Origin of the sequence: Microcystis sp. M113S1, from assembly GCF_020246945.1 — a bacterium.
Taxonomy (GTDB): domain Bacteria; phylum Cyanobacteriota; class Cyanobacteriia; order Cyanobacteriales; family Microcystaceae; genus Microcystis.
The window spans coordinates 1-5751 of record NZ_JADBSA010000380.1; the positions used below are offsets into that span (position 1 = coordinate 1).

The window sequence follows — 5751 nt, forward strand, 5'->3', positions numbered from 1 at the left end:
CTTCTGGGATTTGTCTTGACCAGCGAATAGGTAAAGGTTCTGTGCATTTGGCTAAATAAATTTGTTTGTCTTTGAACTTAAAAGCTGACTTAGTAAATTCGGCACTTCCTCCTTGATGTTTTTTCTTAAAGTTAGGATACTTAGTACGACCAGCAAAGAAGTTAGTGAAAGCCGTTTGTAAATGTCTTAACCCTTGTTGTAAAGGTACACAACTAACTGCGTTTAAAAAGTCTAATTCTTCTTGTTTTTTCCAATCAGTTAGCATTGAAGAAGTTTGAGCATATCCTACTCTTTCTTGCTTTTCGTACCATGTTTGTGTTCTGAGATGGAGAGCTTTATTGTAAACCAATCTTACACAGCCCAAGGTGCGCCGCAATAGCGACTCTTGTTCTGGTGTGGGGTAAAATCGGTAAGAATAGGCTTTTTCCATGGGGAGCATTTTAGCATATATTCCGTAAATGTGCTAATATTTAACGGTAAAGCCGTCGTAGAACGACGGGGTTTCAGACCCAAATTTTCGATGAAAGTGTAAGGGTTTTGAGTCCCTCCGATTGATTTCTCAACGTTTGTTTCTGGCACTTTTTGGGACAAAAAAATTGCCATAACCCTTTTCTGGCAAGGGTTTCACTGATATTCAGCCAACCCTAATTATTGGCAAGAGTGCCTCCTACCTGACTTGCACCAAGAGTCTGTTTGTAGCTTCGGAAATTGTCAAAACCGAGATGTAGTTACTTATTGAACACCACAAAGGCTAAAACATGGATTGTTATTTATGAGCCATTTATCCCTATCCGAACAGATTACCGCGGAACTTCTAGCAATCCTGATTGAAGAAGAAGTCACCTATCCCTGGGGTGTAACCGCTGTTGAGAGTCATGATCCCTTAGACCTGACAGAAACTCCCTTTTCTCTGTGTGAAGGCCTAGAAGCGACGGCGATCGAGGCAGAAGCTGATAGATTCTTTAATAGTTTACACCAAAAATTCCCGGCAGTTTCCGTTTCACCCCGGTCTAATATCTTTGATAAATTTGCCTCTTTATTGCCGGCCGAACATTTAAATCGTCTAGTAGAAAGTGCTGAAAATCTAGTTGATAGTCAATTAGACAAGCTTGATCGCCTTGTTGTTTGTCTTAGTGATCTCTTTCCCCAATGGTCTCCAGAAGATTTACAGGTTTTTGCTCGTCCCTACGCCTATACTATGCGTAATGGCCAGAGCGAAACCAATATAGAAACCGAAAATTGGCAAAGTCTTTCCGAAATTGAACAAATTCGCCGGAGTGCAGCCATTGCCAGCCAGATTTTCCGCGACCTGTCTTCTCCTGAATAGTCATCTCATTTTATTTTGCAGGACTACATTAGGTTACACTTCATCTTTATGAGAAACGCTATATCTGCTCCCACTTGACAAGGGTTCGGACGTGGACTCCAAGCATTTCTGCTGCGGTTCTGGGTTGAACATACTTTGCGGTAATCAATACCTCAATTCCTTTGATTTATTGTAGCGCATAGCTACGCATTATCACTTTATTCCTGGATTAAGTCTTGCTGTTCTTTGCTCCAGAATATTTCCCCTGAATTGTTAGCAGTGATAATATTTTTGGTTCTTCGTTACTTGGTATGGTTCCATAGGGGGGCATAAATTGACTAAATCCTTATCCGGCAAGAGACTTAATTGATTAGTTCGCTCTAGATCAAAAACAATTGACAAAAATCGCCAAATGCCTTTCTAGCATAAGGGTTCCATCCCTTATAACCCCCGTCCATTGCATAACACAAACCGAAGAACCCTATTTCTGTAATGGTTAATTCTTTAAAAGGGGTTTCTAGTCGTAGGTATGGACAAGCTGGCTATCCTAAACCCTATGGGAAAGATGCTCTTTGGTCTCCTAGTTATTTTGTTTCTTCTTTAGGAGGTGCAACCCTGGAAGTTCTCAGATGCTCTATTAAAGATCAAGAAAAGCCGTCCTTTTAGGACGGGGTTTTAACCCAAATTTTCGATAACCCCGTCCATTGCCTAACACAAACCACCGCTTGAAAAGCTTAAGGAGTATATCAAAAATCAGGATACACCTAAAATTTAGTTGGCAATTTTTCGGACATCGAGTCCTCAAATTGCCGCCCCCTGCACCTTCCCCACCGGTGCGTTGCCGAAGGGTGGGGACTGATGCAGGTTCGTTCAACTCGACATGATACTAGACAGGTGGCCGAAAGAAATTTGAGCTGACAAAATTGCCAACCTCTAACCCCATGTCAAAAGAATCAATACAAGCCTCACGGACGTGAACCCCGCCATAAATACGGCTAAGGGCATCTTCCATTCCCGCTTGATGGAAGCTATTGAAATTACGAACGACACCGGGAAGTTCTTGGGAGACCGTACTAAACACATAGTTTTCACCAAAATATTCGGTCATGACTCCAGCAAATGCTCCCCCCATGGCGGAATGCCCTGACAGATAATCTGGAAAGGGTGGCGAATTAACCCCCATTAATTCTGACAGCAAGGGTTTCCAATTGGGATCGCCCACCGTAGAAGCTATCCCGTCATTAGCCGCAAATCCTCCGGCAATTACGTCATCAGGGCGAGGTTGGAGTTCAGTGTATTTGGCCTTCCAAGCAACGATTACCGCATCTGCCAGCGCGGTATTTAACGCGGCAAATAGGCTGGCATCTTTTTGCAAGGTATTGCCCCCACTCACCGCAATTTTTTGAGCAATTTGGTTTAAATGCCCGTAGGGACGGAAGGTATCAGCCCGGTCATAGGCCCAGAAAACAGCCATTTCTTCCTGGTCTGCATTGCGTAAAGTGGTAGTGAGAGCAGTGTTTTGCAATCCGCCGTAGAGCCGAACTTCTTCAATTTCTTCGGCATACAATGTAGGATTTGTGTTGGGACGGCCATTAAGAGTCACATCAAGTTGATTGTTCGAGACAAACTGGTTAATGTCCCCAATTGTCCAAGGAGCTACTCCCCCCCAGTTTGCGCCAAGTGCTACCCCAGCAGTAGGTCCTAAGGTTTCTGGTCTCCAGACATAGGCTCCCGACGGCGCAGTGAAAGGCGTATTGTTGCTGGAACCATCATTAGTGCGTAAATTGATGCTCTGATTGCCTACTAAAATGCCAAAATTAAAACCCCTGTTTTCAGCGGTGGCACTGTCCTGAATCTCCGCCAGAGAATTGGCTACTTGCTGTAATAACAAGCTATTTTGTCCAGGTAATTGAGTAGAGAGAACTCGATAAGCAGCACCAACTACCGCCGCCTGCAACGAGGTATTTGCTGGTGCGTTCACATTTACAGCGTAGGAGGGAAAAGTTGTGTTGAAGGCATTGACCGTATCATAGACGGCAGTAGAAACCAGCGCCATTAAGCGAGAACCTACTGTCGGCCCAACTCCCCGCCCTGCTTTTCCCTCGGCTTGAATCGCATTTAATGCGATCGCATTCCAGTCGATGATGGCATTAGTATTGAGTCCCGATACTAATTGACTGGTGACATTATTGGTTTCGAGTTGTTCGGCAATTTGGTTATTTGCATCAACTTGAGCAATGAGAAAGTAAGCCCCCGGAGCGATGACTGAAGTATTATTGTTATACCCTAAGTTTAGGGTGACTGACTGCCCGGCATTTAGGTTCAAGTTTGTGCTGACACTGGTGAGCAAAGCATCGTTACTGTCAATCTCACCGTCAGTGGAAATGTACAGTTTGACAGTACTGGGACCACTGGCGATCGCCTGTCCTTGATTGGTGACAATTACCTGCGCACTTCCCTGAGCGCCGAAGTTAACCGTACTTGGCAAATTAATCGTGCCAAAACTGCCCACTAAATCTGGTAGTGAGACACTTGAGGTAAAACTTGAGGTAGAAGTTGAGGTAGAAGTTGAGGTAGAACTTGGGGTGGAACTTGGGGTAGAACTTGGGGTAGAACTTGGGGTGGAACTTGGGGTGGAACTTGGGGTAGAACTTGAGGTCAAACTTAGGGTAGAACTTGAGGTCAAACTTGGGGTAGAACTTGGGGTAGAACCTGCGGTAAAACTTTGGGTAGAACCTGAATTTTTGTTATTGCCGCTATTGCCGCTCTTGCCATTATTTGATTTGTAGTCAAGTCCAATTGCCTCTAAAAAATCAACTCCACTCAAAAGCACACTTAAATCGTTTAGGGAGAGTTGATTTAAATTTTTGCCACCGATAACCTGCTCTAACAACGCATCAATCTTACTGGCTGCTTTAGTACTATTTGGTATTTGCTCGTTCTCAGTTACTTTCTTCTGATCATCAACGGTCTTTTTTGGTGATGACCCGGCGGTAGTTATAGAAGTGGTTGAAGTCATGGCTAATAAGTTAGAAAAGAGTAAGGGTATTCAGGACAGAAAGCCTTGAAGCTTAACTTGTCGTTGCACTCCACCACCAAACCGATGTCACCGTCAGTAGAAATTTACAGGTTCACAGTACAAGTAAGCTGTTCGCAATTTAAACTTCTTGTTGAGACGATACAAGAGGCAATAGGCAAGAGGTAAGACCCCCCCTTGCCCCTCCGATGTCGGGGGGGCAAGGGTAGCGGGGGAGGTTCGGCTAATCCAAGAATAAGCGATTTAAAGGCATCTTAGCTTACCGTTTGCGATCGCCTGTTCTTGATGGACGACAACTAGCTGTGCATTTGCTTAATCTGTTTGAAAATGTTGACAAAGCAGGAATCATGGGGGCAATTCAACTCAAACTTGAGTTGTGCGATACAACTGAGTGACCTACATCACCTACTATAACACCATGGAATCCATAAAGTCAATCAATTTTTATGTCTTTAGTTATAAACTTTTATGTCTTTAGTTATAAATTTTTATGTCTTTAGTTATAGATTTTTATCTATGGATAAAACTAAAGTTATTTCAGATAATTTTAATACAATCTGGACCGATGAAAACCTTATGATACTACTAAATCCGTTGAGTATAGGCTACATATCAGGACAGGCACTCATACACTCATGCACTCATGCACTCATGCACTCATGCAAAAGGAGAAATAGATAATGAGTCTTTGATAACTGGATTTAGTATGAAATCGGGCATTTATTTATCAATCTTAATTGAAATGACTATAATTCCCAATAGGCGCAATTCAAACTTGAGTTTTGCGACTACCTGAGTGATCTAACTCACACAGCTTGGACCATGCGATCTGTAAAGTCAATCAATTTTTACGTCTTTAGTTAGGGTCTGCTGAATAAATCTAAAAACCTTGTTGGATAATATCTTTAGGCTTTTTTGAAATCAAAAAGTGCCAGCCATGGGAGTGGTCGGGGGGAAAATTCAGGTACTTTTTCCCCGAAAATTAGGTAGTTGACCACCTGAAAATCGGTAAAACCCATCCCCCATCCCCCATCCCCCAACCCCCAACCCCCACCGAAAAACTTTTTCAGCAGACCCTAGTTAGGGTGTGCTGAATAAATCTAAAAACCTTGTTGGGTAAGACTTTTAGACTTTTTGTCAATCAAAAAGTGCCAGGCATGGGAGTGATCAGGGGGAAAATTCAGGTACTTTTTCCCTGAAAATTAGGTAGTTGACCACCTGAAAATCGGTAAAACCCATCCCCCAACCCCCAACCCCCAACCCCCAACCCCCACCGAAAAACTTTTTGCCGCAAACCCTAGTTAGCCCTGTACGGGTCAAAGCGTACAAAGCTGATTCAAAGTACGACGTTTGCGTACAGAATTAGTAACTATTACACCATCCTCACACAGAACCTAGAAGAGCCGAA

At 43.3% G+C, this 5751-nt stretch carries 3 protein-coding genes and 2 pseudogenes; 2 read left to right on the forward strand and 3 right to left on the reverse strand.

What is annotated here, in order from left to right; all coding sequences use genetic code 11:
• On the reverse strand, nt 1-430 hold a 430-nt coding region (locus IM319_RS19305), incomplete at its 3' end, for an RNA-guided endonuclease InsQ/TnpB family protein (RefSeq protein ID WP_287736607.1).
• Between the two features lie 342 nt (nt 431-772).
• Here IM319_RS19305 and IM319_RS19310 point away from each other — a divergent pair.
• Entirely contained in the window at nt 773-1327 is a 555-nt protein-coding gene (locus tag IM319_RS19310) for a hypothetical protein (RefSeq protein ID WP_287079254.1), read from the forward strand.
• Between the two features lie 252 nt (nt 1328-1579).
• Here IM319_RS19310 and IM319_RS22780 read toward each other — a convergent pair.
• A pseudogene (locus IM319_RS22780) lies at nt 1580-1769 on the reverse strand (hypothetical protein).
• A gap of 2 nt (nt 1770-1771) precedes the next feature.
• On the opposite strand from IM319_RS22780, the pseudogene IM319_RS19315 reads away from it, so the two are divergent.
• Nucleotides 1772-1972 (forward strand): annotated as a pseudogene (locus IM319_RS19315) (transposase); the annotation flags it as partial.
• Nucleotides 1973-2192: 220 nt separating this feature from the next.
• On the opposite strand, the gene IM319_RS19320 reads toward IM319_RS19315, so the two are convergent.
• On the reverse strand, nt 2193-4325 hold the full coding sequence (locus IM319_RS19320) for a CARDB domain-containing protein (RefSeq protein ID WP_425185273.1): 2133 nt from the start codon (nt 4323-4325) through the stop codon (nt 2193-2195).
• Nucleotides 4326-5751 lie beyond the last annotated feature (1426 nt).

Coding starts and splice junctions, on each gene's coding strand:
- IM319_RS19310 (WP_287079254.1), top strand. CDS start 773: ATGAGCCATTTATCCCTATCCGAACAGATTACCGCGGAACTTCTAGCA.
- IM319_RS19320 (WP_425185273.1), bottom strand. CDS start 4,325: ATGACTTCAACCACTTCTATAACTACCGCCGGGTCATCACCAAAAAAG.